The following is a 25,080-nucleotide window of genomic DNA, read 5'->3' as shown; positions in this document are numbered from 1 at the left end:
GGGACAAGGATCAATGGGTTTCAGGCTGGTACACTTCAACTGCGCCCGTCCGTTGGGCGCGTTCCGCCTCGATAACCCGTTCGTGAGCACCTTCCTGTCCGTTTTGCCGCGCATCTTTTCGGATGCAGACAGTTTTGACGGTCTCCACTTCCACAATCACGGTCTGCGCTGCCCCGATGGCAGCTGGCGGTCCTATGCAGACGCCTTTCCCTATCCCGACGACTGGCGCGCCCCGGATGTGTCGACCATCGCGGTCTGGCGCTCTCTGGAAGACCTGAAATCCTTCACCTATAACGGCCGCACCCACCCGCCGGGCATGCGCCGCCTCAGCCAGGAAATTGACCGCAGCGAGGGGCCCGGCCTTGTCATGTGGTGGGCCGCGCGCGGCGAGCGCTTCACCCTCGAAGACGGCTATCAGCGGCTTCAGCACCTGCGCCGGAACGGATCATCCGACTACGCCTTTTCGCTGGACGAACCCGCCCTGCGCCCGGCTGTCGCCTGACATCACCCAGGCCTTGACCTGCGCTGCTTCGCCGGCTTCTTGGCGTCAGCCGCTTGCGCCGCGCGGATGGCGCGCCGCGCCCAGGCAACGGCTTCATCGGCATCGTCCATCGCCGATGACGGCAACGCGACATACCCCAGATCGACGCCCTTGCTGTCACCCGCCCGGAAATACAGGAAGGGGAGGCAGCCTTCTGCCGTAAGGTCAGCGCGCAGACTTTCATCGGCCTTCAGGTAGATCTGGTCGTCGGCGAGCAAGGCGAACATCAGCCCGCCCGTGAACACACCCGCCCCGCCAAACATCCGCCGGATAAGGATGGGCCCGGCGCCTGCAAGCAGTTCCAGAACAAACTCGTGAAACGGATCAGGCGGTTTGGGCACGTATCCTCTCAGATGCAGGGAGACAACAGGCCCCTCCTGTGCGCCTAAACCGGCAGCCCCAGACGGTACACACCCTTGAACGTCTCCGGGTCCTCCACCGGTTTGCCCTTTCGGTAGATCGTGATGAGACCTGCCTTGTGAAGGCGGACGGCTTCGCCGCGTACGTCCTTCAGGACCCGGACGAAGTGTTCGGGGCTGATCGCTTTGGCAGCATCCTCCGGCGCGATGGTCCTGCCAGCGCCTTTTGCCGCCGTGAGCGTCAGGATGGCCTCGCGAACGGGATTTTTCGGGTCCTCGCTCACCAGTCAATTGCCGCATAGACGAGCTGCTGGAGCTGCAGGCGCATGGGGTAGGTGGAGGATGGCATGAGCTGGGTTGCCTGAACGGCGATGAGTTCCTCCTCCGGGTCGATCCAGAAGAAGGTGGAGGCAAGGCCGCCCCAGCTGAACGTGCCGTCGCTTCCAGGCTGGCGCGTCTGCACGATATCGGTGACGACCGACCCGCCGATGCCGAAGCCGACGCCTTCGGACATCACCTCGGTGAAGGCCGAGCGGCCCATGCCGCGCATGGTCTGGCCGCCGGGCAGATGGTTCTGGCGCATGAACTCCCATGTCTTGGGGCTGATGATGCGCGCCCCGTCCAGCGTGCCGCCGCGCAGCAGCATCAGGGCAAAGCGGTGATAGTCCCGCACGGTGGAGGCAAGGCCGCCGCCGCCATTGAGCTGAACCGGCCGCCTGGCATAAAGGCGCGAGGCCGCCCCGCCGGGGTCTGCCAGCGTGGTCTCGCCGGTCCTGGCGTCCTTTTGGTAGCAGGCCATCAGCCGGTCGATCTTGTCTTCGGCAACCCAGAAATCGGTGTCGTTCATCTGCAGCGGCCCGAATATCCGCTCCCGGAAGAACGCATCCAGCTCCTGGCCGGTGATGATTTCGACGATGGCGCCGAGCACATCGATGGAGTGGCTGTAGCGCCATTCTGTGCCGGGCGAGAAAGCCAGCGGCAGGCCCGCCATCTGGCGGGCCATTTCCTGCAACGTCTGCTTCGGAGTGCCGACCTTTTCGCGCCGGTAGATCGCGTCGGTCTCGTCCTGCATCAGAAAGCCATACGTCAGGCCGGACGTATGGGTGATCAGATCAAGGATCGTCATCTCGCGGTCGGGATCTTTCAGCCTGGGCGCATCGGCGGTGCCCCCAGCCCAGACCTTCACATCCTTGTATTCAGGAATATACCGGCTGACGGGATGCTCCAGCCTCAGCCTGCCTTCCTCGAACAGCATCATGATGGCGAGCGTGGTGACAGGCTTCGTCATCGAATAGATGCGGAAGATCGTCTCCGGGCCGATCGGGCGGCTGCCGCCCATTTCGGTCGCGCCGATATAGCTTTCATGAGCAACTTCCCCGCCGCGCGAGATCAGCGTGGCCATGCAGGGCAGCTTGCCGCTGTCGAGATAGTTCTTCTGGAAGAAGGCCGGGATCGCATCGAGGCGGTCGGCATTCAGGCCCAGTTCGCCGGGGTCGGCCATGTCATGTTCAAACATCAGAGTTTTCCTGCCTTGGCGGCGCGGGCAAGTTCCCGCGCGATGATGATCTGCTGAATCTGGCTGGTGCCTTCATAGAGGCGGAAGATGCGGACATCGCGATAGAACCGCTCGATGCCGTAATCGGTAACGTAGCCGGCTCCGCCGAATATCTGCACGGCACGGTCAGCGACGCGGCCACAGGCCTCGGTGGCGAAAAGCTTCGTGCACGATGCAAGCATGGTGATGTCCTCGCCCGCGTCTCGGCGGCGGGCGGCGTCCATGATCATGCATTCGGCAGCATAGGTTTCTGCCTGGCTGTCGGCGATCAGGGCCTGCAGCATCTGGTGCTCGAAGATCGGCTTGCCAAACTGTTTGCGCTCCAGCGCGTAGTTCACCATCTCGCGGATCAGGCGTTTGGACACGCCGGTTGCCACAGCGGAGATATGCAGGCGGCCTTTGTCCAGCACGCTCATGGCCACTTTAAAACCTTCGCCTTCCCCGGCGATCATGTTGGCGGCGGGCACACGGGCGTTCTCGAAGATCACGTCGCAGATATGGGCGCCCTGCTGGCCCATCTTCTTCTCCGGCTTGCCGACAGAAAGACCCGGCGTGTCGCGCTCCACGATGAAGGCGGACACGCCCTTGGCGCCAGGCTCGTCCTGGTTGGTGCGCGCCATGACCGTGAAGAGGTCGGCCTTGTTGGCATTGGTGATGTAGCGTTTGGTCCCGTTGAGGATGTAATGGTCGCCGTCACGCACGGCCCTGGTCTTGAGACCAGCGGCGTCGGAGCCTGCTTCAGGCTCGGTCAGGGCAAAGCTCGCGATGAGATCTCCGGAGGCCACGCCGGGCAGCCATTTCTGCTTCTGCGCCTCGGTGCCGAAGAGGACAAGCGCCTGGCTGCCGATGCCGATATTGGTGCCGGCCACCGAGCGGAAGGCCGGCGAGGTCTGACCAAGCTCCATCGCCACGAGGCACTCGGTTTCCATGTCGAGGTCGAGGCCGCCATATTCTTCCGGCACGGCGATGCCGAAGAGGCCGAGCGCTTTCATGGCATCAACGACAGGCTGGGGCACGGCGTCTTCATCGCCGACCTGGGCCTCTACGGGCACGCAGGTTTCTGTCACGAAGCGGCGCACCTGGTCGATCAGGGCGGCGCGGGTTTCGGCGTCAAAGGCCATGGGTGTCTTCTCCCGGTTTTCTCTTCAGGGGGCACTTTATGCCCCAACGGCACGCTTGTCGAAGGGGGCCGTAGGGGTATGGTTGCCGCAGGCAAAAAACAGCGGGGACACATGTCGACTTCGATTGCAGCGAACGGTGAATTTGCAGGCTGGACCACCTGGGCCGAAGAGCCCTTCGAGCATGAGACCGCCGGGCCGTTCTACTTCCGCGTCGACGACAAGGGGCCGGTGGCTGCCTTCCGGGTTGAGCGCAAGCACATGAATGCCGGGGGCGTGGCCCATGGCGGGTGCCTGATGACATTCGCCGACTTTGCCCTGTTTGCCATTGGCCATGAGGCCATGGAAGGCAGCTACGGTGTTACCGTTGCTTTTACAGCAGAATTTCTCGACGGAGCGCTGGAGGGCGAGCGGCTGGAGGCGCGCGGGGAGACGCTGCGCAAGGGCGGCTCGCTGAGCTTCGTGCGCGGCCTGGTGACAGGGCAGGATGGCCGGCCGGTTCTCAACTTTTCAGGCACAATCAAAAAACGGAGGAAACAGGCATGAGCGAACAGCCCCCCTATCAGGAACTGTCCAGAAGCATCAAAGGCAAGACAGCGCTGATCACCGGCGCAGCCAGCGGGATGGGGCGGGCGACCGCCCATCTCTTTGCGCGGGAAGGCGCCAATGTCGCGGTGACCGACCTTCGCCAGGAGAACGTCGACAAGGTCGTCAATGAAATCAAGGCGGCCGGCATCGAGCATGTAAAGGGCTGGGCGCTGGACGTGGGCGATGGCGCCGCGATCAAGCAGGTGGTGGACGAGGCGGCGGCGCATTTTGGCGGGATGGATATCCTCGTCAACAATGCAGGATTTGCCATCCCCGGACAGGTGGGAGAGGAAAGCTATGAAGACAGCTGGGGCCCGTCCATCAATGTGATGCTGACCTCGCACCAGCGGGCGATCCGGGCGGCCCTGCCCTATATGCGGAAGAATGGCTGGGGGCGGATTGTGAACATCGCGTCCACCGAAGGGCTGGGTGCGACGCCTGGCAATTCGCCCTATGTGGCGGCAAAGCATGGCGTGATCGGGCTTACGCGCGGCCTGGCGGTCGATCTGGGCCGGGAAGGCATCACCGTCAACTGCATCTGCCCAGGGCCGATCATCACCGGCATCACGGCGGGTATCTCCGATGAACACAAGGAAATATACGCCAAGCGCCGCGTACCCCTTCGCCGGTACGGCATCCCGGAAGAGGTTGCCAACATGACCCTCTCTCTGGTGTTGCCGGCGGCGAGTTTCCTCAACGGGGTTCATATCCCGGTCGATGGCGGGCTGACGATCAAGAACGCCTGAAGCGCGCCAAAGGCGGCCAGATCACTCAAGAACCGGCGCGAGCACTTCCAGGGCATGGGCCTTCTGGGCAGCGCAGAGCGCGAGGTATTCCTTCGTCTCGGCGAGCGCGCGCTCATGCCCGGCCAGATCGCGGCTGCCTGCGGCGAAGAGGGCTTCCAGGTCCGGGATGATTGCAGGGTCGCAAAAGGCCCGGGCAAGGCGGGGGGTGGCGCGGCGGATCTGCGAGGGGACCCTGGCGGTGAAGCCGGGGAAGTCTCCGGTGATGCGCGCCCAGGTGGCGTCGCGGTGGGCGGGGTTGTTCATCAGGCTGGTGGCCAGAGAGAGGGTGACCTGCTGGCTGATGCCGCCGCTATAGATGAGATCAAGCGCGCGGGCGGCGTCCTGCGGGGAGGCAGCGCTGCCGAGCGTGTCGGCGGCGGCCTGAAGGAAGACCGCCTCATCGATGCGGGAGGTTGCCGCAACCACGCGGTCGAACATCTCCGTGCCGCCATCTTCAAGCGCGGCGCGCAGGGCGTAGGTGTAGAGGTCGCTGGAAAGGGGGCCTGTTCCGGCAAGGAAGGCATCGGCCTCGGCGATCAGGGCGGCGCGGGCTTCAGGTTCGGCAAGCGAGCCGGCACGGAAGCCGCGCAGACGCAAGGCGGCCTCAGCTTCTGATGGCGACGCCCTGCCCTCCAGCGCGGCCGCGGCGAGGGCCCGGGCAGGCTCTGCCCCTTCGCCGAGCTGGACAAGCAGCGCGTCCCAGGCGTTCAGCGCAGCGATCAGGACCGTGCCATGGGGATGGACAAGGCCCGCCTCGAGCAGTCCGAGATAAGCCTCTCCCTCCAGCGTGCCGGCATTGAAACCGGCCTGGGCGCTGTCGATCGAGACGAGGGCTTCGGCCGCCGGCAGCGCGGCAAAATTCTCTGTCAGGGCGCGCCAGTTCTCTGCAGGCAGATCAAACCGGTAGTAGCCCGAGCCTTCCGAATTGGGGACGATAACATCCGGGCAGATGGCGCCGCGCACATCGACGGTGCGCTGAGGGCCAGTCAGAAGCGTGCAGACCTCCCCGGCATTGGCCCCGTCCTGCCAGGCGGCGCAGACCGGGATGGACCAACGGGCTCCGGGCGAAATTTCTGATCCGATGGGGCGGTAGCGCGACTGGCTGAACTCGATCTTGGCAGCGCCGGCGCCGCAGACGGGCCGCGCCGTGACGAGGGGCACACCGGGCTGGGTGACAAAACTCCGGAAGACCTCGCCGATGGCAGGCTCGCCGCTGGCCTTGCCGATGGCTTCATAGAAGCGGGCACTGTCGGCCTCACCATCAGCGTAGCGGGCAATATAGCGGCCGAGCGCCGGACGCAGGACTTCCGGGCCAAAATAAGTGTCGATCATGCGGATGACCGACTGGCCCTTGGAATAGGTGATCGCGTCATAGGCGTTGCGAACATCCTCATTGCGGTCGATGGGCTCGGCCACGGCGCGGGCGCCTTTCAGGCTGTCGAGCGACATGGCGCGGATGCCATCGGCGACGGCAGCAAGCTCGTGATTGTTCTCCGGCTCCATGATGGAAAGGACGGCGGTTTCGCTCCAGACGGCGAAGGCCTCCTTCAGCCAGAGATCATCCCACCAGGGCGGGGTGACCAGATTGCCAAACCACATGTGCGCGATTTCATGGGCGTGGATTTCCTTCACGCTACGGATGAGCGCCGGGCCGGTATTGGGGCCGACGAGGATGCGCCCTTCACGGTAGGTGATGGCGGCGGCAAGCTCGGTGGCACCAGAGGGCCATTGCGGGGCCGCGATGATGTCGAGCTTTTCATAAGGATAGGGCTGGCCCAGCATCTCCTCGAAGACGCGCATCATTTCGGGCGTCAGGTCCAGCGCGAAGGCAAGCTCATCGCCTTTGCCCGCGCGGGCATATCCCGTGAGCGGAACTTCAAAGCGGCGCACATCGTTGGGCGGCAGGGCCGGGCGGTCGACCTTGTCAAAATCCCCCACGGCGGCGGAGAGAAGATAGGTCGACAGAGGACGGGTGGGCGAAAAGCGGATCGTCTCGAAGCCCTCACCCGCCGCCTCGCGGGAGACTTCCGGCGTGTTGGCAATGGCGTGCATGCCTTCGGGCACGGTGAAGTCCATCTCGAAAGGGGCCTTGAAGCCCGGCTCGTCAAAGCCGGGGAGGAAGCGACGGGCCTGGATGCTTTCGGATTTGGCCAGGGCATACCATTTGCCCTGCGATTCGACGCGGAAGAGACCGGCAAGGCCGGTGTCAAACGCGGCGGTGTAATCGATAGCAAGGGTAACCCGGCGCGCTTCCAGGCGCCGGGGGAAGCCGACCCAGACGACGCCGGTGTCGAGAATTTCGGCCCAGCTTGCCTCGACGGTTTCGTCCCCGGCCGTGGCCGTGACGCGGGAGACGGTGAGATCATCGCCGTGAAGCCAGATACCGTTGGCGGCGGCCTGAAGGGCGACATCTATCTCCACATAGCCGGAGAAGTGGGTTTGGCGGGGGTCAAGATCGAGGCTGACACGGTAAGCATCCGGGCGGGCAGTGCCCGGCAGGCGCCCGGCGGGGGCGACCTTGGCGAGGGCGGCCGCATCCACCGGCTGAACCGGAACACTCCAGGCCGACCTCTGGGCGCAGGCCCCGAGAAGGAAGAGACCCGCGACGCTTGCCACTGTCAGAAACCGCATGAAAACTCCCCCGGCTGCCTGACCCCTAGGAATAGCGCATCAGGCCGGGGAGGAAACCCTTGATCGCGGTTCCGGGGAGATGAGGGGTGTTCGGGATGAGAGCCTCAGCCCGCAAAACCGCGCTGGGCCATGGCGTCGTACCAGCGACCGAGATGGGCGTGTTCCTTGTGGGGCGCCCATTTCATGACGCGGCAGAAGCCACAGGTGATGAAGAGGGTGATGTCGGCGATGGAGAAGCGGTCTGCGGCGACAAATTCGTTGCTGGCCAGATGCTCGTTGAGGCGCTCGGCCATTTTCCGGGCGGCCTTCTCGCTCTTGGCGGCGGCTTCGGCGCTCTGGGGCACTTCGAGGGGGGCCATCATCGGGTGGGAATTGCGGAACCAGCCGGCGAACTGGATGAAGAACATGAGTTCGATGCGGCGGTCCCACATTTCGATGAGGGCTTTTTCCCTGGGGTCTGCGCCCATCAGGTTTGGCTCGGGAAAGATACCTTCGAAATAAGTGCAGATGGCGCGGCTCTCGGTGAGCTTTGTGCCATCGTCCAGCACCAGCGCAGGGACCTGCGAGAAGGGCGAGACGTCGCGGTATTCGGGCTTCTTGTGGTCCTGCTGCATGATCGAGACTTCCTGCAGATCGACAGCGTCGAGCTTGCCTTTGGCGCGCAGGAAATAGACGACGCGGTCGGGGTTTGGCGCCATCGGGCTGTGGTAGAGTTTCATTGCGTCCTCCTCAGAATGTTTTTGTCAGCCCAAAGACCGCGTTCACGGGCTCTCCGGGGAAATAGCGTTCATTGCCGAAGCCGAGATCGGCGCGGTCGGCATATTTCTCGTCCGTCAGGTTACGGATGATGAGGAAGGTTTCAAGGCCGCCGGGAAGCGTATAGCCCGCGCGGGCGCCAAGGACGGTGTGGCCGGGATAGCGGGCCGTGTTGGCGGGGTCCATGAAATACTCCCCGACATGTTCGGCGGTGAGCGAGAGACGCAGGGCATCGCTCGCCTGCCAGTCGAAGCGGGCGTCGGCAAGCCATTGAGGCGCGGTGTCGATCAGGTTTCCGGAGGTGATGCGTTCCCGGGCGGCGACGACGGGACGGTTGAAGGTGTAGGTCTGCTCGCTCCAGGCGACATTGCCTTTGGCCGAGAGGGTGTCTGTGAACGCCCAGCCTGCCTGAACGTCAATGCCGATATGGCGGGTGGAGCCGTCGGGGACATTGAGGCCATCAGAATCGCGGAAGAAGAAGTTTTCCTTTTCCATGCCCCAGAGGGCGATGTCGAAGTCCAGCTGCCCGCCGAAGGACGATCCGCGGGCGCCGATTTCGAGACTGTCGAGGGTTTCGGTGTCGATCTCTCCGGCGACCTGACGGTTCTGAAGGCGGTAGAGATCGGAGACCTGCGGGGCGCGGGCGCCGCGGGCGTAGTTGGCATAGAGGGCGCCCCAGGGCTGGTCCCAGACGAGACCGAGCTTGGGGGTGAGGAAGGTGAAATCATCGGTGCGGTTTTCAGGCACATTGAAGCGCCCATTGATGCCGGTGGGGGCGTCGGTGGTATAGTCATAGGCATGGGTTTCCCCGCGCAGGCCGGCGAGGAGGCGGACACCTTCCGTGAGCTGCCAATCGGCCTCTGCCCAGAGGGCGAAGACCTGCGTATCGACAGTGTAGTCGTAATGGATGCCTTGCGGGAAATTGGGGCTGGGATTGGGGGTGGGCTGGATCTCGCGCAGGTAGCCGGTGGCGAAGTCTGTGTCGGCGCCGAGGCGCCACCGGACAGGGCCGGTGGGGGTGAACTCATAGCGGGCGAGGACGCCGCCGCCGGTATGGCCGTTTTTCTCCACGCCGCCATAGGGGAGGAAATGCTGGGAGAAGATCATCGCCTGGCTGTGCAGGTTTGGCAGAAGGGTGAGCGTGCCAGGGCCGACATCGCGCGAGAGACGGCCGCCGAGGCGGGCCGACCAGGCATCGCGGAAGGCTTCGGGGTTGGGGTTTGTTTCGCGAAGGGCGTCGTCCTCATAGGCGCGCGGGCCCTGGATGAAGCTCGCGGTTTCCTGGTTGAGGCTGGAGGCGGCAAGCCAGAAGGAGGCGTCCCAGCCGGCGAAGTCTGCCTGCGTGACAAGGGAGAGTTTCTGCTGCTGGCTCTGCGTGTCGTCGCGCCAGCCCGCGTCGTCCATGAGGGAGAGGTTAAGGCGCGTGGCGCTGCCGAGATTGACCGAGGCGTCGCCGCGCAGGCGCTCGAGGGAGGTGTAGCTGAGGCGCAGGCTCTGGGCGCTGGATGTATCGGGCAGGATGAAGTTCAGGAGACCGTGGACGGCGTTGGAGCCGTATTTGGCGCTGGCGGGGCCGCGGACGATCTCGATGGCGTCGGCCACTTCATGATGGGGCTCGATCAGGGAATTGACATTGCCGAAGGCGGGCGAGCGGATGGGGACGCCGTTCTCGAGGATGAGGAAGCTGCCCTGCCCGGCTCCGCCCGTGAGAACGGGCGAGCGGATGGAGATGAGATGCTCCTGGCCGGAATTCATCTGGATGTTGACGGCGGGGGCCTGGTTGAGGATTTCGGCGGGGCGGTCGGCGGCGGTGTCGGCGATGAGCTGCGCGTCCAGGATGGCGCGGGAACCGGGGGCCTGCTCTGGGCGGTCGCCATAGACTTCGACGGGGTCCAGCCGCTGGGGCGCTTCGGCCGGCGCAGAGGGCGCAAGCATGGCAGCGGCAATAACGAGCAGTCCGGTCCGATAAGGCAAATCAAGGCTCCCTGTTTTCAGGGCGCGGCGGTTGCCCTCGCCCGCGTCACATCTAGGGCCTGGCGGGCCCGAAGGCGACCCCGGCCGCTGCGTCAGCCGCCTGCGAAGAGGGCGTAGGGCAGCGCGGCCACCACGGCGCCGGAGAGGCAGGTGGCGAGCGTGCCGGCCAGGAGGGTGCGCCAGGCGAGGCTGAGGAAGTCGTCGCGGCGCTCGGGCTCGACGATGGAGAGGCCGCCGATCAGGATGCCCATGGAGCCAAAGTTGGCAAAGCCGCAGATGGCGTGGGCGGTGATCATCCGCGTGCGCGGGTCCATCGCCTCGACCGGAACCTCTGCCAGCTGCAGGAAGGCGACAAATTCGGTGAGCACGGTTTTCACGCCCATCAGCGAGCCGGACTGGGAGGCTTCGCTCCACGGCACGCCGATCATGTACATCAGGGGCGCGAAGATCCAGCCGAGAATACGCTCGATGGAGAGCGGCGCGCCGTTCACATCCGGGAAGACGCCAAGGCCTGCATTGACCAGCCAGAGCAGCGCAAGGGCGGCGATCAGCATGGTGGCAATGTTGAAGACGATCTTCAGCCCATCGGTGGCGCCGGTGGAGAAGGCATCCATGGTGGAGGCGTATTTGAAATCGGGGTCTTTCATCCGCTCCGACGCGGGCGTCGTTTCCGGGATCATGGCGAGGGCGACGCCGACGGCGGCAGGCGCAGCGATGATCGAGGCGGCCAGAAGCTGGGGCAAGGGGTTTGCCATCTTGCCTTCGAGAAAGGCGCCGTAGACGACGAGGACCGAGCCCGCGATGGTGGCAAAGCCGGCGGTCATCATGATCAGCAGCTCGGACCGCGTCATGCCTTTGATGTAAGGGCGGATGAGGACGGGGGCTTCGGTCATGCCCATGAAGACGTTGGCCGAGACGGCCAGCGATGTGGCCCCGCCGAGGCCCATGCCGCGCCGGAAGACGAAGGCAAAGCCATTGGTGATCCAGCGAAGGATATGCCAATGCCAGAGGATGGCCGAGAGGGCCGCCACGACGATGATGATGGGCAGGATCTGGAAGAAGAAGAGTGGCGGGGCGGACCCGCCGATCAGCTCGCTGGCGGCGACGTTATCCCCGACATATCCGAAGACGAAACTGGTGCCCGCGCGGGTGGCGTTCTGGAGGCCATCGACGAGGCCGTTGGCGGCCAGGAGGATGTCCTTGATGAAGGGAATGCCGAAGAGGATGAGGGCGAAGGCAAACTGCATGGCCGTGGCGCCGAGCACGATCTTCCAGGGGAAGAGCTTGCGCTTTTCCGAAAGCACCCAGCACAGACCGTAAATCAGGACGATCCCGATCAGCGCGCGGCCGTTATCCCAGCCCCATTCATATCCTGCCGGCATGTTGCGTCAGCCCTCCCGCAAATCAGACCCAAGCGTTGAGACTTAACGGGCGCGGAAAGGCTTGGAAAGCGGGAATGGCAATTGAGGCGGGGACTACCCCTCGCAGGCGAGCCAAGTGGCATCCCCGCAGAAGGCGACGTCGCAAGCGCCGAGCATGTTGAGCCCGACAAAGCCGCCGATATCCGAAGGGAATGGGACGTCGGCAATCAGTACGTCCGCTTCCAAGGCATGCTTGCCTCCGAGCACGACCTTCTGACCGCCATAAAGATCGGCATCGACAATCCCGGACAGGGTCAAGAGCTTGCCGCTCCGGATCTTGGGAGCCGTCGGATCAAGCAATTCTGTCCTGAAGACTGATACACCTGTACCCGTATCAAGGATCGCGGTGTGCATGACGCCTTGGTGGTCTTCGACCCGCATCGTGTAGCGGTCCATCACGGGAATATGGGACGGATCTTCCCGGTGGGCTGCACAAGACTCCGTCCCCCTTTCAAGTGGCTGGATGCTGAGCTTCTTCTCGCCGATCTTCAGGGTGACGAGATGGCCGCGTGCCAGCACATCGGGGTTCATCAAGGCATTGGAAGAGGCCAGCATCCCGTCCGGCATCTTCCTTGATGAAATGGCAGGCACCTCGATTTCAGAAGGGCACCCTTGGAGGGTCACGGTCCTTGGCAGAACTGTTTGCTGTAGGGCCTCCCCTTCATGCGTTTCGGCAGGAGGCGCCAGAAAGTCCTGATCGCTGACTACCAACCCATTTATCCCTGTATCCAAGAGGACGGTTCGCGGATGTCCGTCGACGCGGATCTTGGCCACAAGGCCTATCTTGGTATCGGCCAGGTCTTGCTCACATGCCTCGAGGACAGGCTCGGCAGCCTCACCAGAACAGGACGTGAGCAGGAGCGCAGCTAGGCCGGCTTTTGTTCGCATTCCTCTTCCTCCCGGATCACGAGCTTTTCCCCGAGGGCGATCAGCGTGGTGTGGGCGCCATAAAGCCTTTTTTACATACCCACCAATTCGGCGGCAATGGAAAGAGGAAATGGATACTATGGCGCGTAGGACGGTTATTATTGCCAGCCCGCCAGCGCGGCTGAAGGATTTGACGGCCCCGGAAACGGGCAATAGCTTTTGCCTTTGATATCAAGCGCCTGTCCGCACGCATGCGAACCGGCGGGATGGGCTTTAAAGGGCTGAGGGCTGACCATGAAATTACGGGGATTGTTGATGGCGCTGGTTCTGGGCGCCGCCCTGCCCGGCTTTGCCGTTGCGCAGGAGAAGAGCCGCGACCAAGGAAGAAGCCGCCGCCAAGCCGGTGCCCGAGCCGGTGATGTTTACCAGCACGCATTCCGGAACGTTTGGCGGGCAGAAGATGACCTACCGCGTGGAGGCGGGCGAGACGCATATTCCCGGCAAGGATGGCGAGCCGGCCGCGAGCCTCTTCACCATTTCCTATATCCGCGAGAATGCGCGCGGGCCGCGGCCGGTTTCCTTCGTGTTCAATGGCGGGCCCGGCTCTGCCTCTGTCTGGCTGCACCTTGGCCTGCTCGGCCCCAAGCGCGTTCAGGTGGCGAGCGATGCTGACAGCGACGATGGCGCCGCGCCCTATGTGATGCTGGACAATCCGCTGTCCCTCCTGGACGTGACCGACCTTGTGTTCATTGATCCGGTCGGCACCGGCTATAGCCGCGCCGTGGGCAAGGGCGTGGACAAGGACTATTGGAGCGAGGAAGGCGATGGCAGCTCGATTGCGGAATTCATCCGTATATGGATCACCAAGAACCAGCGCTGGAACGCGCCAAAATATCTGATCGGGGAAAGCTTTGGCACCACGCGGGCGGCTTACCTTGCCCACCGGATGGCGACGGGCGAAGTGGACATTTCGCTCAACGGGCTGGTGCTGATTTCCCAGGCGCTCGACTATGAGGGCTCAACCTCGGTGCATGATAACGTCTATTCCTATGTCACCTACCTGCCGAGCATGGCAGCAGCGGCGCAGTATCATGGCAAGGCCGGACAAGGCGTTCCGCAGGCAGAGTTTCTGAGCGATGCCCGCGCCTTTGCGCGCGATGAATATGGCCCGGCGCTTTGGAAAGGCGCGCAGCTCTCTCCGCAGGAACGCGCGCGCATCCGGGAGCGGCTGGTCTATTTCACCGGGCTTTCGGCAGAATATGTTGAGCGCTCTGACCTGCGCATCCTGATGCCGCGTTTTCAGAAGGAATTGCTGCGCGAGGAGGGCCTTGCCATCGGGCGGCTGGACGGGCGCTATGCCGGGGATGAGGCCGATGATGTGGCCGAGGTGCCTGAGGCCGACGCGTCGAGCTATTTCATCGAGTCGGCGTATACCTCCCTGCTCAACGACTATCTCTACCGGGATCTCGGCGTGCGCATGGACCGGCCCTATATCGTTTCCAGCGAGGCGGCGGGCAATGGCTGGAACTTCCGCAACGCCGCTGAGGGGGAATACTGGGAGCCGAGCTATGTGAATGCCGGGCGGCAGCTCTCCACCGCCATGCGCCGGAACACGGCCCTGAGGGCCTGGGTGGCCAACGGCTATTTCGACATGATCACGCCCTTCTTCGACGCGGAGATCACCTTTGGCCGCTATGGCATTCCGCAGGAGCGGGTGGCGATGACCTACTATCAGGCCGGGCACATGATGTATCTGAACGAGCCTGCGCTGGACGCGATCGCGGCAGACCTGCGGGCGTTTTATGCCGGGGCGCTGGAGGATCAGCGGCCGGAGTGAGTGCCAAGGAAAAAGCCCTCCGGCTTGCGCCGGAGGGCTTTTGAGTGTCCGGCCTGAAACGGAATTAACCGAGCTTGCAGACGCAGATCTTGTTGCCGTCGGGATCGCGGAAATAGGCGCCGTAGAAGGTGGGCATGCGCTGGCCAGGTTCGCCTTCGCAGGGCGCGCCAAGCTCGCGGGCCTTGGCGTAGACCTTGTCGACGGTTTCCTTGTCGGCCACGGCGATGGCGGGCATCACGCCATTGCCGGCGGTGGCGGCGCCTTCATAGGGGGTGCCGATGGCGAACATCGGCTGGCCGGGGGCGACGCCGTAGAATTGCAGGCGGTCGTTTGCGAAGAAGCGCTTGGCGCCCATTTCGCCCAGCACGGCGTCGTAAAAGGCGAAGGCCTTTTCCTTGTCATTGGTTCCGAGGGTCAGGTAAGCGAGCATAGTTTCCTCCCATATCGCAGGGCGCCAGCAATCATGCCGCAGCGCCTGCGGCAAGGGGTGACGCAGCGGACATGCTTGACGTTGACGTGAACGTCTGGTGTGACACCGCCAAATCAGGACCACCGTTTACAGGGAGATACCCATGTCCGAGATCCGTTTTGACGGCCGCGTAGCCATTGTGACCGGCGCTGGCGGCGGCCTTGGCCGCGCTCACGCGCTTGAACTTGCCCGCCGCGGCGCAAAGGTCGTTGTCAACGATCTGGGCGGCTCGCGCGATGGTTCGGGCGGCAGCTCGGACGCGGCGAAGGCTGTTGTGGCCGAAATCGAAGCCTTCGGCGGCGAAGCCATCGCCAATGGCTCCTCGGTATCCGACGTTGACGGCGTCAAGCGCATGATCGACGACACGATGGCCAAATGGGGCCGGATCGACATCCTCATCGCCAACGCCGGCATCCTGCGCGACCGCTCCTTCTCCAAGATGAGCGTCGAGGACATCGACCTTGTGCTCGCCGTTCACCTGCGCGGCAGCTTCCTTCCGATCCACGCCGCCTGGGACATCATGAAGGCGCAGAATTACGGCCGGATCGTTGTCACCACCTCCTCCACCGGTCTCTATGGCAACTTTGGCCAGGCCAATTATGGCGCCGCGAAACTCGGCGTGGTGGGCATGATGAACACACTGAAGATCGAAGGGGCTAAGAACGACATCAAGATCAACGCCGTCTGCCCGATCGCCGCGACGCGGATGACCGAGGACATCATGTCCGAAGCGATGCTCGAAGCGCTGAAGCCGGAATATGTGACGCCGGGCGTGCTCAACCTCGTGAAGGAGGAGGCGCCGACCGGCATGATCCTGTCAGCGGGCGCAGGCGCGTTCTCGATGGCGCGGATCGTGGAAACGGCCGGCGTGTTCGTGGGCCAGGGCGAGGCGCTGACGGTGGAAGCCGTTGCCGCCAAATGGGACCAGATCACCGACGTGAACACCACCCGCCCGGCCTTCAAGGCCGGCGGCGAGCATGGGCAGAACATCTTCTCGGCAGTTGCCGCCGCAGCTGCGAAGTAAGCCTCGCAAGGTTTACAGTGTAGAGATCGAAGGGCGCTGGCTGGTTTCCGTAAGGGGGCCCGCCGGCGCCCTTTCTCTTTGGGCAAAGGGCGTGGGCAGATGATCTCCCGATGCTCGGAGGGGCGGCGCTAGCTGTCCTGGCGGCGGCTTGTGCCGGCGTCTTCCAGCTCATGCTCGGGGGCGGGCGCAGATGGCGGGCGCGTGTCATCATCAAGGCCTATACGGCCTGTGGGCGTGAGCGGGCCGTCATCTTCCCCATCGCGCCGCCAGTCTCCCGGCGGGCGGCGGTTTGCCCAGGTGAAGAAATACAGGACGGCCAGCACCAGCGCCACGAATACCAGAAGCTTCAGCATGGCCGCCCACCGATCCTATTCTTCTGCCTTGCGCAGATACATCGAGTTTTTCGGGCGCGAGAAGACGCGCTCGACCATCGGCACGAAGAATTCGAGCGGCTCGCTCTCATACTCCGGATCGAAGGCGGACTGGTCGTAGAGATGGCAGAACTGGGCGCAATGCTCAAAGTAGGGATTGTCCCGGTGCTGCTCACGCATATTCCGGTCAAGGCCCAGATGGTGGAAGAAATAATAACCCTGGAACATGCCGTGATTGGCAACCATCCAGTGGTTGGCGTCCGAGACGAAAGGCTTGAGGATCGCGGCGGCGACATCGGGGTGGTTGTAGCTGCCGAGCGTGTCGCCGATGTCATGCAACAGGGCGCAGACAACATATTCCTCGTCGCGGCCATCGCGGTGGGCGCGGGTGGCGGTCTGCAGGGAGTGGGTCAGCCGGTCGACCGGGAAGCCGCCGAAGTCTCCGTCCAGCAGTTTCAGATGGTTGATGACGCGGGCAGCGAGGCCCTTGTTGAAGTGGCGCGAATGCTCCGCGATGATGTCCCAGTCATCCTTGGAGCCTTCCAGCATTTCGCGGAATTTTGCCCGTATTTCAGTGTCTTGTCCGTCGGCCATGATGGTTCCTCCTGTTCCCTTAAGGGAGACTAACCCGGATCGGGGCGGCTGCAAAGCAAGGGAAGCCCCGGGCCCGGACGCCAGGCGCTTCCCCGCTTTCCTCAGTCCCAGAGATAGCCAAGGCAGAGTTGCTGCCGCCAGCTGGGCGGGCCTTCTGCCGGGCGGGCGGCGGGGTCTTCATGCACCCGGTCTTCCAGCCGCCGGTAGAGGATCGCCCAGGCTTCGCCGGTGCGTACCCCGGCGGCGCGGACAGCGGCAACAACCTCCATCAGAGCCGCATCGGGCAGCTCGGCATTGTCCCGGCCGCGGGCTTCGGCGAGGCGCCAGCCCGCCGCATCGCGCCGCAGGGCAATCGCCGCCGGGCCGCCTTCCCCCCGCCAGATCCAGACCGCCATGCGGCCCGAGGCAAGGTCTGCCGCATAGTCGCGCAGGCAGTTGCGGAATTCGAGCGCGGTTTTCGACAGCATCTCGAAACGCCGCACCGGGACGAAGGGCTCGGGCAGGTCCGGGGGCGGAACCACCGGCGCCAGCACAAGCGGCTGGACGACCTGAACGGCGGCCTCGAACAGCCCGGCCCAGGTCTTCGCCCGGCCGAAACGCTGGGCGATGTCGCCTGCGGCCGCCTCACCCCGCACGCGCAGGGCCATGGCATAGGCAGCTGCAAGATCTGCCGCCGCCAGACGCTCCGTTCCCAGAAGGCTGACCACATTTGCCAGGCGCAGCCGGACCGGCAGCAGGCTGACAATGGCAAGAACCTCCGGATGAAGCGCCGGCATGTGACGGATGAGCTGGCGGGCGGCCTCATCCCGGAAGAGATCGATGAAGACCGGATAAGCCTCGCCCGCCCAGAGGATTTCCCCCATACGGCCGAGGGCCTTCATCGCGCCGCCGGGCGGATGATCGCCGAAGATTTCTGCGGCGAGCTCCCCATCCCGCGCACGGGCGGCGAGCCATTGCAGACGCTGCGCGCTGTATCCGCTCCGCAAGGCGAGGAGGATGGCAGCATGACGCCGCGCGGCCGGCAGCAGGAGGAATTCCTCATGCGGCGCAGGCCAGATGCGGCCAGCCAGATCGGCATGTGCCCCGGCCAGAAAGGCCATGAGGGGCGTGACCGGCGGCGCCCGGCCATCGGCCAGGAGCACCGGCAGGGTCATGGGCGTGCCCATGATCCACCTCCTTCTCAATATGCCGTGGGCGCATCTTTTGCGCGCAAGGCAAGGATCAGATCAACTGTGCGAGATCAGCCAGGCCACCGGCAAACGCGCGGGGGCCGCAGACGGCGCTCCCCGGCGAGGCGAAGAGCAGGTATGGGTCTTGATACTCTGCTTCATGGTGTCTTCCGGTTTGATGCCACTGAAAAACTTCCTCCGGTTACGGATTTGTTTCCAGATGACGAGGTCGGCCTAGTGTCAGGGTTGCGACATTTTGTCAATTCAAAAAATAGGAGCGGCCAGGTGGCTGAAGCGCTTTCGCGCTTCAGCCCTTGATGCAGACGACCTGTTTGAGGGTGTGAACCACGTCAACAAGATCTGTCTGCGCCGCCATGACAGCGTCGATGTCCTTGTAGGCCATCGGCGTTTCGTCGATCACGCCTTCATCCTTGCGGCACTCCACGCCGGCGGTTGCGGCGAGGTGGTCCTCAAGAGTAAATCGGCGCTTGGCCTCCGCGCGGCTCATCGAGCGCCCTGCCCCGTGCGAGCAGGAGCAGAAGGCGTCCGGATTGCCCTTCCCGCGCACGATGAAGGATTTTGCCCCCATCGAGCCCGGAATGATGCCGAGCTCATCCTTCCGGGCGCGCACGGCGCCCTTTCGGGTGACCCAGACATCGGCGCCGAAATGGTGTTCCCGCTCCACATAATTATGGTGGCAGTTCACCGCCGACTTGCCCAGCGTGAAGGGCGCAAGCACATCCCGCATGGCCATCAGTACACGGTCCATCATCACTTCCCGGTTGAGGCGCGCATAGTCCTGCGCCCAGCCGACCGCTTCGATATAGTCCTCGAACAGGGGCTCTCCTTCCACGAAGAAGGCGAGGTCCTTGTCCGGCACATGATAGCCGAGCACCCGCTTTTCCAGGGCCTGGCGGGCTTCCTGGATGAAATAGGTGCCAAGGATATTGCCCGTTCCGCGCGAGCCGGAATGGAGCATCACCCAGAGGCGGGCCTCTTCATCAAGGCAAAGCTCGACGAAATGGTTGCCCCCGCCCAGCGTGCCGAGCTGTTTGGCAAACATCGTGCGCTGGATGCGCCTGTGTTTTGCCAGCACCTTGTCGAGACGCTCATGCAGGCCCGAATTGCGCAGGGCCGTGGCGGCGCGCGCCGGGGTTTCCTTATGGTTTCCCCCCGGACCGTTTCCAACCGGCACCTTGCGTTCGATCTCTGCACGGACAGCCGAAAGGCTGTCAGGCAGGTCATTGGCGGTGAGGCTGGTGCGGATCGCCATCATGCCGCAGCCGATGTCGACGCCGACCGCCGCCGGAATGATCGCGCCCCTGGTCGGGATGACCGAGCCCACCGTGGCGCCGCGGCCAAAGTGAACATCCGGCATCACGGCCAGGTGCGAATGCACGAATGGCAGGCCGGCAACGTTTTCCAGCTGTGCGCGCGCGCCGTCTTCCACCTCCACGCCTTTCACCCAGGCCTTGATGCGGCCACCGGCGAAGGTCTCGAATACTTCAAACTCGCTCATCGTGTTTCAGCTTCCCTCCGGAAGCCCCTCCTTTTCAAGCCCTCCGCGCGGCCCCTTCGGATTCCAAGCAATAAAAAACCCTCCGGGCGAAACGCGCGGAGGGCGGGCACAAGACCCTTTCGGGCCCCGGGACTGATCAGCAGTCCCTATCCAGCAACCTCCATGCGGAATCGGCCGTTCGCCCGCTCAGGGGCGACGTCTTTCCTTGGCTGATCCAAATACCGGCAGGTCATCTGCGGGCTCCGTTGCTGAATGGAGGCGCCGTATGAATGTGAGCTGCCCGGGCGTCAAGGGAAAAATCAACGCCCCGGACGGATTTGTCCGAAGCCTTTTGATCTGCTTACAGAAAATAATTTCCCGGAAGGTTCAGTTCACGACGCGTCCGGCAGCGGCGAGCGGCTGCTCCGGGACCGCACGTCTCCGCTCCCCTAGAGAGGTGGGCAAATGCAAAACGCCCCGGAGCGGGGCTCCAGGGCGTGATGAACGCGATCGGAAAAGATCGGGACGAAGACTAGTTGTCTGCAGCTTCCAGCTCGGCAGCGTGGCGGGCCTTGTCGGCGGCGCCTTTTGCCGATTCGTCACGGTCGACCAGTTCGAGCACGGCGATCGGGGCGTTGTCGCCCGGACGGAAACCGGCCTTCAGAACGCGGGTATAGCCACCGTTGCGGTCCTTGTAGCGCTCGCCGAAGACGTCGAACAGCTTGCGGACAGCCGTTTCGTTACGGACCTTCGAGAGGGCCGCACGGCGGGACGCAAGATCGCCCTTCTTTGCCAGGCTGACGAGCTTGTCCATCAGCGGGGCCATTTCCTTGGCCTTCGGCAGGGTGGTGACGATCTGTTCGTGCTCGATCAGGCTGGCAGCCATGTTGGCGAACATCGCCTTGCGGTGCGAGGCCGTCTTGTTGAGCTTGCGGTGGGCAATCTGGTGGCGCATGGCTACGTTCCTTCCGAGGTGGTCAGGCCCCGGTATTTCCTGGGCTAGATGTGATCGTCGTATTTCTTGGCGAGACCTTCGATGTCCTCAGGCGGCCAGTCCGGCACTTCCATGCCGAGATGCAGGCCCATGCCGGCGAGAACTTCCTTGATCTCGTTGAGCGACTTGCGGCCGAAGTTCGGGGTACGGAGCATTTCCGCCTCGGACTTCTGGATGAGGTCGCCGATGTAAACGATGTTGTCGTTCTTGAGGCAGTTGGCCGAGCGAACGGAGAGTTCGAGCTCGTCGACTTTCTTGAGCAGGACCGGGTTGAAGCCCAGATCCGTTTCGTCTGCCGAGCCGCCGGTGTCGAGCGTGGGCTCTTCAAAGTTGATGAAGAGCTGGAGCTGGTCCTGGAGGATGCGGGCAGCATAGGCCACCGAGTCTTCCGGGGAGAGCGAGCCATCGGTTTCGATGTCGAGGGTCAGCTTGTCATAGTCGAGGACGGTGCCTTCACGGGTGTCTTCGACCTGGTAGCCGACGCGGCGGACCGGCGAATAGATCGCATCGATCGGGATGTAACCGATCGGAGCGTCTTCGGGACGGTGGCCTTCAGCGGCGACATAGCCCTTGCCGGTGGCAACGGTGAATTCCATGCGGACTTCCGAACCGCCGTCCAGCGTGCAGATCACGAGGTCGGGGTTGAGGATTTTCACATCGCCGGGGGTTTCGATCTGGCCGGCCTTGATTTCGCCGGGGCCCTTGGCGCGCAGAACCATCCGCTTGGGCGTGTCGGACTCCATGAAGATCGCAACCTGCTTGAGGTTGAGAACGATCGTCGTGACGTCTTCCCGCACGCCGGGGATGGCGGAGAATTCGTGGACAACGCCGTCGATCTGGACGCCGATGATGGCAGCGCCCTGCAGCGACGAGAGAAGAACGCGGCGCAGCGCGTTGCCGAGCGTCGTGCCGTAGCCACGCTCCAGAGGCTCGACCACGAGCTTTGCTTTGCGCTTCGCGTCGTATCCGGCCTGGACGACAGGACGGTTCGGACGGATCAGCACTTTCCAGTTACGGTCATTCACAGTGGTCATTCAGGGTTCCTCGAAAAGGACAGCAGCGCCGAAAGGCGCTGCCGGAAGTATTCTTTAGACGCGGCGGCGCTTGGGCGGGCGGCATCCGTTGTGCGGGATCGGCGTCGTATCGTTGATCGCCGTCACGGTGAGGCCGGCAGCCTGAAGGGCACGCAGCGCGCTCTCACGGCCCGAACCGGGACCCCGCACGCGCACTTCAACCGTCTGCAGGCCGTGCTCTTTCGCCTTCTTGGCGGCGTCTTCAGCCGCCATCTGGGCGGCGTAAGGGGTCGACTTGCGCGAGCCCTTGAAGTTCATCACGCCCGAGGACGACCAGGAAATGGTGTTGCCCTGAGCGTCGGTGATGGTGACCATCGTGTTGTTGAAGCTCGAGTTCACATGAACAATACCAGAGGTAATGTTCTTGCGTTCCCGGCGGCGGATACGGGTAGCTTCGCGGGCCATGGGGCGTCAGATCCTATTTCTTCTTGCCGGCGATCGGCTTCGCAGGGCCCTTGCGGGTCCGTGCGTTCGTGTGCGTACGCTGACCGCGTACCGGGAGCTTCTTGCGGTGACGCAGGCCGCGATAGCAACCAAGGTCCATGAGACGCTTGATGTTCATCGAGGTGTCACGGCGGAGGTCACCCTCAACCATGTAACCGGCATCGATGGTTTCGCGGATCTTGATGACCTCTGCGTCCGTCAGCTGGTTCACGCGGCGCGACGGCTCAACGCCGACCTTCTCGCAAATTTCCCTGGAGAATGCCGGGCCGATGCCATGAATATAGCGCAGCGCGATTTCGACGCGCTTGTTAGTCGGAATGTTTACGCCTGCAATACGGGCCAAAGCCGTTTCTCCTCAAGCGGGTTTTAAAACATGAAATGCGCGCCAAGCGGGAATAACGCCCGTCGCGCGCACCGGCGGTTAAGCCTGAAGCTAAGTTTTGAGGCTTATAGCCACGGTTTTCTCCCCGTCAACAGCAGAACTGCGCCGTTCACGCGGATTGTTTCAGGGCCGCATCGATTTCCCCGGACACAGTGTCAATTGTGCCCATTCCATCGATTTCGACCAGTACGCCACGCTCTGCGTACAGGGGTACGAGAGGCGCGGTATCTTCATAGTAACGCTCCAGGCGGCGCGAGAAGGTGGCGGGGTTGTCGTCCGCCCTTCCCTGCTCCTCGAAGCGTTTGGTGACCCGTTCCAGGAGCCGTGTGTCGTCCACGATCATGCGGATGACCAGATCGACTTCTGCGCCGCGCGACTCAAGCAAGGCATCAAGCGCCTCGGCCTGACCCATCGTACGCGGGAACCCGTCAAAAATGAACCCCGGCGCGCCGGCCTGAAGCGTCAGCTGCTCGGCAATCAGGTCAATCACGATCTCGTCGGAGACAAGGCCGCCCTCATCCATGATCTTTGCCACGCGCTGTCCCAGTTCGGAGCCCGAAGCCCGGGCGGCGCGCAGCATGTCGCCTGTAGAAAGCTGCACAAAGCCGCGCTGCTCAACCAGTCGCTTGGCCTGAGTGCCCTTGCCCGCAGCCGGCGGACCGAAAAGTATCAGGTTCACTTCTTCTTGCCCCCGAGTTTCGACTTCTTGATCATCCCCTCATACTGGTGGGCGATCAGATGTGACTGGATCTGCGTGACAGTATCCATGGTCACCGAAACTACAATGAGCAGAGACGTGCCCCCGATGTAAAACGGAATCTGAGGGAAATATCGACGCAGCAACTCCGGCAGGATGCAGATGAAGACGAGGTAGAGGGCACCAATCGTCGTCAGGCGGGTCAGCACATAGTCGATATAGGCGGCCGTGTTGGAACCCGGACGGATGCCGGGAATGAAGCCGCCATACTTGCGCAGATTGTCCGCGGTTTCCTGCGGATTGAACATGATCGAGGTGTAGAAGAAGGCAAAGAACGCCACCAGAACGGCATAGGTGATGATGTAGGTCCAGGAACCGGGCGCGAAATTCGTCGCCAGCCAGCCCAGGACGCCCGTCATGCCGGTGGTCTCGGCATCTGCAGGATTGCCGCCCAGGAAGCCGACAGCCGTGAGCGGCAGCATCAGAAGCGCTGTGGCGAAGATGGCCGGGATGACGCCCGAGGTGTTGATCTTCAGCGGCAGGAAGCTTTTCTGGCCCTGAGCGAAGCCCTGTGCCTGCTGGCGCTTGGGATAATGGATGATCAGGCGGCGCTGCGAGCGTTCGATGAACACGATGAAGACGACCAGGGCGAGCACCATGACGACAATCGCGAGGATGAAGCCGATATCCACCGATGTGGTCCGGGCCTGGGCCACGAGGTTGTAGATGGCGCGCGGAAGCTCCGCGACGATGCCGGCGAAGATGATCAGCGAGATGCCGTTGCCGATGCCGCGGGCGGTGATCTGCTCGCCCATCCACATCAGCAGCATGGTGCCGCCTGTCAGCGTGACGACGCCGGTGAGGATGAAGAACCAGGAGGAGATGCCCTCCAGGCGCACGGCCACGAGGCCGCCGGCAATCGCGAAGGCCTGAACCAGGGCAAACGCCAGCGTGAGATAGCGGGTGTACTGGTTGATCTGCTTGCGGCCTGCCTCCCCTTCCTTCTTGAGCTTTTCAAGGGTGGGAGACACCGACGTCATCATCTGGATGATGATCGAGGCCGTGATGTAGGGCATCACGTTGAGCGCAAAGACACCCATGCGTTCGACGGCGCCGCCGGCAAACATGTTCATGGAGCCGAGAATGCCACTCGACTGGGCGTCAAACAGCGCTGCGTATTGCGAGGGGTCGAGGCCCGGGATCGGGATGAATGTCCCTAAACGGTACAGGACCAGAATACCGAGCGTGAAAAGGATCCGCGCCTGTAGGTCTTTGGCTTTCGCAAAGGTCGCAAAGTTGAGGTTGCGAGCCATTTGTTCCGTAGCATTCGCCATCGGCCGCACGAGCCTCCCTGAAAAGCGTTCGCCGCCAAGATCGGCGGCGACACAGGATTTGTGAAGAGGGGTTGAGCAAGAACCCCGTATTATTCTTCAGCAGCGTCTTTCGAAGCGCCGGTGACCGTGACCGATCCGCCAGCCTTTTGCACCGCTTCCACAGCTGCCTTCGAGGCGCCGGTGACAGTGATGTTCAGTTTCTTGGGGGCCTCGCCCTTGGCCAGCAGGCGGATGCCATCGCGGGCATTGCGGACAACGCCGGAGGCAACCAGGGTTTCCTCGGTGACGTTGGCCGCGTCGAGCTGGCCTGCCTCGATCGCCTTGGCGATACGGCCAAGGTTGACCCAGGACATCTTCTTTGAACCGGGCGACGTGAAGCCACGCTTGGGAAGACGCATGTAGATCGGCATCTGACCGCCTTCGAAGCCGTTCACGGCCACGCCCGAACGTGCGTTCTGGCCTTTCACGCCGCGGCCGGCCGTCTTGCCCTTGCCCGAGCCAACGCCGCGACCAACGCGCATGCGCTTCTTGGTGGAGCCATCGGCGGGAGAAAGTTCATTGAGTTTCATGGCAGTAGCTTTCGATAAGCGGAGGAAATG

At 63.3% G+C, this 25,080-nt stretch carries 26 protein-coding genes; 5 read left to right on the top strand and 21 right to left on the bottom strand.

Annotated features, from left to right (window positions below):
• Positions 1-13 precede the first annotated feature (13 nt).
• Positions 14-502, top strand: a complete 489-nt coding sequence (locus tag KG722_RS07480) for a DUF3291 domain-containing protein (RefSeq protein WP_213271120.1) — start codon at positions 14-16, stop codon at positions 500-502.
• Positions 503-504: 2 nt separating this feature from the next.
• Here the strand turns inward: KG722_RS07480 and KG722_RS07475 are convergent, their stop codons facing one another.
• Genes KG722_RS07475 through KG722_RS07460 form a run of 4 tightly spaced genes read right to left on the bottom strand, consistent with a single transcriptional unit; the run spans position 505 to position 3,576 of the window.
• Positions 505-882 (bottom strand): TfoX/Sxy family protein, encoded by a 378-nt coding sequence (locus KG722_RS07475; RefSeq protein ID WP_213271119.1) that lies wholly within the window; start codon positions 880-882, stop codon positions 505-507.
• Between the two features lie 44 nt (positions 883-926).
• Positions 927-1,184 (bottom strand): DUF3253 domain-containing protein, encoded by a 258-nt coding sequence (locus tag KG722_RS07470; RefSeq protein WP_213271118.1) that lies wholly within the window; start codon positions 1,182-1,184, stop codon positions 927-929.
• Positions 1,181-2,416 (bottom strand): serine hydrolase domain-containing protein, encoded by a 1,236-nt coding sequence (locus KG722_RS07465; protein WP_300998296.1) that lies wholly within the window; start codon positions 2,414-2,416, stop codon positions 1,181-1,183. The genes KG722_RS07470 and KG722_RS07465 overlap by 4 nt, the downstream gene beginning before the upstream one ends.
• Complete coding sequence (locus KG722_RS07460; RefSeq protein WP_213271117.1) at positions 2,416-3,576, bottom strand: acyl-CoA dehydrogenase family protein; 1,161 nt, start codon at positions 3,574-3,576, stop codon at positions 2,416-2,418. The genes KG722_RS07465 and KG722_RS07460 overlap by 1 nt, the downstream gene beginning before the upstream one ends.
• A 111-nt stretch (positions 3,577-3,687) precedes the next feature.
• Here KG722_RS07460 and KG722_RS07455 point away from each other — a divergent pair, with 111 nt between their 5' ends.
• Both KG722_RS07455 and KG722_RS07450 read left to right on the top strand, forming a co-directional pair.
• Positions 3,688-4,119, top strand: coding sequence for a PaaI family thioesterase (locus tag KG722_RS07455; protein ID WP_213271116.1), 432 nt, complete (start codon positions 3,688-3,690; stop codon positions 4,117-4,119).
• Entirely contained in the window at positions 4,116-4,907 is a 792-nt protein-coding gene (locus tag KG722_RS07450) for an SDR family NAD(P)-dependent oxidoreductase (protein WP_213271115.1), read from the top strand. The genes KG722_RS07455 and KG722_RS07450 overlap by 4 nt, the downstream gene beginning before the upstream one ends.
• A gap of 21 nt (positions 4,908-4,928) precedes the next feature.
• Here the strand turns inward: KG722_RS07450 and KG722_RS07445 are convergent, their stop codons facing one another.
• From KG722_RS07445 to KG722_RS07425, 5 genes are all read right to left on the bottom strand, one after another.
• On the bottom strand, positions 4,929-7,577 hold the full coding sequence (locus KG722_RS07445; RefSeq protein WP_213271114.1) for a M1 family metallopeptidase: 2,649 nt from the start codon (positions 7,575-7,577) through the stop codon (positions 4,929-4,931).
• Positions 7,578-7,681: 104 nt separating this feature from the next.
• Positions 7,682-8,296, bottom strand: a complete 615-nt coding sequence (locus KG722_RS07440) for a glutathione S-transferase family protein (RefSeq protein WP_213271113.1) — start codon at positions 8,294-8,296, stop codon at positions 7,682-7,684.
• Between the two features lie 10 nt (positions 8,297-8,306).
• Positions 8,307-10,307 carry a TonB-dependent receptor gene (locus tag KG722_RS07435; RefSeq protein WP_300998295.1) on the bottom strand — a complete coding sequence of 667 codons (2,001 nt, stop codon included), beginning with the start codon at positions 10,305-10,307 and terminating at the stop codon, positions 8,307-8,309.
• 92 nt (positions 10,308-10,399) lie between these two features.
• Complete coding sequence (locus tag KG722_RS07430) at positions 10,400-11,689, bottom strand: nucleoside transporter C-terminal domain-containing protein (protein WP_213271112.1); 1,290 nt, start codon at positions 11,687-11,689, stop codon at positions 10,400-10,402.
• A 93-nt stretch (positions 11,690-11,782) separates the two neighbouring features.
• Entirely contained in the window at positions 11,783-12,616 is an 834-nt protein-coding gene (locus KG722_RS07425; RefSeq protein WP_213271111.1) for a hypothetical protein, read from the bottom strand.
• A gap of 334 nt (positions 12,617-12,950) precedes the next feature.
• Between KG722_RS07425 and KG722_RS07420 the strand changes: the two genes are divergently transcribed.
• Complete coding sequence (locus KG722_RS07420; RefSeq protein ID WP_213271110.1) at positions 12,951-14,432, top strand: peptidase S10; 1,482 nt, start codon at positions 12,951-12,953, stop codon at positions 14,430-14,432.
• 64 nt (positions 14,433-14,496) lie between these two features.
• Here the strand turns inward: KG722_RS07420 and KG722_RS07415 are convergent, their stop codons facing one another.
• Entirely contained in the window at positions 14,497-14,862 is a 366-nt protein-coding gene (locus KG722_RS07415; RefSeq protein WP_213271109.1) for a VOC family protein, read from the bottom strand.
• A gap of 142 nt (positions 14,863-15,004) precedes the next feature.
• On the opposite strand from KG722_RS07415, the gene KG722_RS07410 reads away from it, so the two are divergent.
• Positions 15,005-15,925 (top strand): SDR family NAD(P)-dependent oxidoreductase, encoded by a 921-nt coding sequence (locus KG722_RS07410; RefSeq protein ID WP_213271108.1) that lies wholly within the window; start codon positions 15,005-15,007, stop codon positions 15,923-15,925.
• A 128-nt stretch (positions 15,926-16,053) separates the two neighbouring features.
• On the opposite strand, the gene KG722_RS07405 is transcribed toward KG722_RS07410, so the two are convergent.
• From KG722_RS07405 to rplO, 11 genes are all read right to left on the bottom strand, one after another.
• On the bottom strand, positions 16,054-16,278 hold the full coding sequence (locus KG722_RS07405) for a hypothetical protein (protein ID WP_213271107.1): 225 nt from the start codon (positions 16,276-16,278) through the stop codon (positions 16,054-16,056).
• Positions 16,279-16,293: 15 nt separating this feature from the next.
• Positions 16,294-16,890, bottom strand: coding sequence for an HD domain-containing protein (locus tag KG722_RS07400; RefSeq protein ID WP_213271106.1), 597 nt, complete (start codon positions 16,888-16,890; stop codon positions 16,294-16,296).
• Positions 16,891-16,991: 101 nt separating this feature from the next.
• Entirely contained in the window at positions 16,992-18,056 is a 1,065-nt protein-coding gene (locus tag KG722_RS07395) for a hypothetical protein (protein WP_213271105.1), read from the bottom strand.
• Positions 18,057-18,366: 310 nt separating this feature from the next.
• Positions 18,367-19,578, bottom strand: coding sequence for an RtcB family protein (locus KG722_RS07390; RefSeq protein WP_213271104.1), 1,212 nt, complete (start codon positions 19,576-19,578; stop codon positions 18,367-18,369).
• A 511-nt stretch (positions 19,579-20,089) separates the two neighbouring features.
• Positions 20,090-20,512: a 50S ribosomal protein L17 gene (rplQ, locus tag KG722_RS07385; RefSeq protein ID WP_213271103.1), complete on the bottom strand. Its 423-nt coding sequence runs from the start codon at positions 20,510-20,512 to the stop codon at positions 20,090-20,092.
• Between the two features lie 44 nt (positions 20,513-20,556).
• Positions 20,557-21,576, bottom strand: coding sequence for a DNA-directed RNA polymerase subunit alpha (locus tag KG722_RS07380; RefSeq protein WP_366910222.1), 1,020 nt, complete (start codon positions 21,574-21,576; stop codon positions 20,557-20,559).
• A gap of 63 nt (positions 21,577-21,639) precedes the next feature.
• Positions 21,640-22,029 (bottom strand): 30S ribosomal protein S11, encoded by a 390-nt coding sequence (gene rpsK, locus KG722_RS07375; RefSeq protein WP_011647803.1) that lies wholly within the window; start codon positions 22,027-22,029, stop codon positions 21,640-21,642.
• A gap of 13 nt (positions 22,030-22,042) precedes the next feature.
• Positions 22,043-22,411, bottom strand: coding sequence for a 30S ribosomal protein S13 (gene rpsM, locus KG722_RS07370; protein WP_213271101.1), 369 nt, complete (start codon positions 22,409-22,411; stop codon positions 22,043-22,045).
• Positions 22,412-22,559: 148 nt separating this feature from the next.
• On the bottom strand, positions 22,560-23,129 hold the full coding sequence (locus KG722_RS07365; protein WP_213271100.1) for an adenylate kinase: 570 nt from the start codon (positions 23,127-23,129) through the stop codon (positions 22,560-22,562).
• Positions 23,126-24,481 carry a preprotein translocase subunit SecY gene (gene secY / locus KG722_RS07360; protein ID WP_366910189.1) on the bottom strand — a complete coding sequence of 452 codons (1,356 nt, stop codon included), beginning with the start codon at positions 24,479-24,481 and terminating at the stop codon, positions 23,126-23,128. Before secY ends, KG722_RS07365 begins: the two co-directional genes overlap by 4 nt.
• 89 nt (positions 24,482-24,570) lie before the next feature.
• Complete coding sequence (gene rplO, locus KG722_RS07355; RefSeq protein ID WP_213271099.1) at positions 24,571-25,050, bottom strand: 50S ribosomal protein L15; 480 nt, start codon at positions 25,048-25,050, stop codon at positions 24,571-24,573.
• Between the last annotated feature and the right edge of the window lie 30 nt (positions 25,051-25,080).

Source organism: Hyphomonas sp., from assembly GCF_018402285.1.
Taxonomy (GTDB): domain Bacteria; phylum Pseudomonadota; class Alphaproteobacteria; order Caulobacterales; family Hyphomonadaceae; genus Hyphomonas.
The sequence above is the reverse complement of the archived record's forward strand: the minus strand, read 5'-3'. Positions and strand labels throughout refer to the sequence as shown.

What these genes read in the sequence shown, in the direction of transcription:
- KG722_RS07480 (WP_213271120.1), top strand. Translation starts at nt 14, where the DNA reads ATGGGTTTCAGGCTGGTACACTTCAACTGCGCCCGTCCGTTGGGCGCG.
- KG722_RS07465 (WP_300998296.1), bottom strand. Translation starts at nt 2,416, where the DNA reads ATGTTTGAACATGACATGGCCGACCCCGGCGAACTGGGCCTGAATGCC.
- KG722_RS07460 (WP_213271117.1), bottom strand. Translation starts at nt 3,576, where the DNA reads ATGGCCTTTGACGCCGAAACCCGCGCCGCCCTGATCGACCAGGTGCGC.
- KG722_RS07455 (WP_213271116.1), top strand. Translation starts at nt 3,688, where the DNA reads ATGTCGACTTCGATTGCAGCGAACGGTGAATTTGCAGGCTGGACCACC.
- KG722_RS07450 (WP_213271115.1), top strand. Translation starts at nt 4,116, where the DNA reads ATGAGCGAACAGCCCCCCTATCAGGAACTGTCCAGAAGCATCAAAGGC.
- KG722_RS07445 (WP_213271114.1), bottom strand. Translation starts at nt 7,577, where the DNA reads ATGCGGTTTCTGACAGTGGCAAGCGTCGCGGGTCTCTTCCTTCTCGGG.
- KG722_RS07440 (WP_213271113.1), bottom strand. Translation starts at nt 8,296, where the DNA reads ATGAAACTCTACCACAGCCCGATGGCGCCAAACCCCGACCGCGTCGTC.
- KG722_RS07430 (WP_213271112.1), bottom strand. Translation starts at nt 11,689, where the DNA reads ATGCCGGCAGGATATGAATGGGGCTGGGATAACGGCCGCGCGCTGATC.
- KG722_RS07425 (WP_213271111.1), bottom strand. Translation starts at nt 12,616, where the DNA reads ATGCGAACAAAAGCCGGCCTAGCTGCGCTCCTGCTCACGTCCTGTTCT.
- KG722_RS07415 (WP_213271109.1), bottom strand. Translation starts at nt 14,862, where the DNA reads ATGCTCGCTTACCTGACCCTCGGAACCAATGACAAGGAAAAGGCCTTC.
- KG722_RS07410 (WP_213271108.1), top strand. Translation starts at nt 15,005, where the DNA reads ATGTCCGAGATCCGTTTTGACGGCCGCGTAGCCATTGTGACCGGCGCT.
- KG722_RS07405 (WP_213271107.1), bottom strand. Translation starts at nt 16,278, where the DNA reads ATGCTGAAGCTTCTGGTATTCGTGGCGCTGGTGCTGGCCGTCCTGTAT.
- KG722_RS07400 (WP_213271106.1), bottom strand. Translation starts at nt 16,890, where the DNA reads ATGGCCGACGGACAAGACACTGAAATACGGGCAAAATTCCGCGAAATG.
- KG722_RS07395 (WP_213271105.1), bottom strand. Translation starts at nt 18,056, where the DNA reads ATGGGCACGCCCATGACCCTGCCGGTGCTCCTGGCCGATGGCCGGGCG.
- KG722_RS07390 (WP_213271104.1), bottom strand. Translation starts at nt 19,578, where the DNA reads ATGAGCGAGTTTGAAGTATTCGAGACCTTCGCCGGTGGCCGCATCAAG.
- rplQ (WP_213271103.1), bottom strand. Translation starts at nt 20,512, where the DNA reads ATGCGCCACCAGATTGCCCACCGCAAGCTCAACAAGACGGCCTCGCAC.
- rpsK (WP_011647803.1), bottom strand. Translation starts at nt 22,029, where the DNA reads ATGGCCCGCGAAGCTACCCGTATCCGCCGCCGGGAACGCAAGAACATT.
- secY (WP_366910189.1), bottom strand. Translation starts at nt 24,481, where the DNA reads ATGGCGAATGCTACGGAACAAATGGCTCGCAACCTCAACTTTGCGACC.
- rplO (WP_213271099.1), bottom strand. Translation starts at nt 25,050, where the DNA reads ATGAAACTCAATGAACTTTCTCCCGCCGATGGCTCCACCAAGAAGCGC.